This is a genomic window from Corynebacterium sp. HMSC073D01, assembly GCF_001815555.1.
GTDB lineage: Bacteria > Actinomycetota > Actinomycetes > Mycobacteriales > Mycobacteriaceae > Corynebacterium > Corynebacterium glucuronolyticum.
This window is the reverse complement of record NZ_KV821067.1, coordinates 1-451: the sequence shown is the minus strand read 5'-3', so window position 1 is coordinate 451 and position 451 is coordinate 1. Positions and strand designations below refer to the sequence as shown.

The 451-nt window shown below is 58.1% G+C and carries 1 pseudogene; it reads right to left on the bottom strand.

The features are described from left to right. A pseudogene (locus HMPREF3044_RS09135) lies at positions 1 to 389 on the bottom strand (hypothetical protein); the annotation flags it as partial. Positions 390 to 451: the final 62 nt, after the last annotated feature.

Sequence of the window (451 nt, the reverse complement as noted above, 5' to 3'; positions counted from 1 at the left end):
GGGTTCTCCACCCCCGTGCCATTGATCGCGGCCAACAGTTCTTTGGCGCGGTGGCCTATTGCCGCCTGGTCGGCGGGTTGCTGCAAAAGGCCGATGCGGAGCTGCCAGGCGTTGTTTTTGTTTTTCAGTTTGGCTACGTGGCGTTCGATTTCCCGCAGTGATTCCAGTGTGTGGTGGTTAGCACTAGACCGCGCCCGGCAGCGTTCCTGTTTGACGGTGGCGCTGGTGGTGCCGAAGTAGATGCCGGATAGTTTCTTAATCACCCGGGCGTGTGCCGGGTCGGCACCACCGCGAACAAGTTTTGCAACAGACCAGCCTTGGTACACCCCAAGGATGGTGTTCATCGAATCAGCGTAGAGGCGTAAATAATCCCCCCGAAATGTTTCCATACCCCGCACACTAACGCGGGGCAGGAGACATCGCATGACAAATAGGGGGTACACTACCCCCG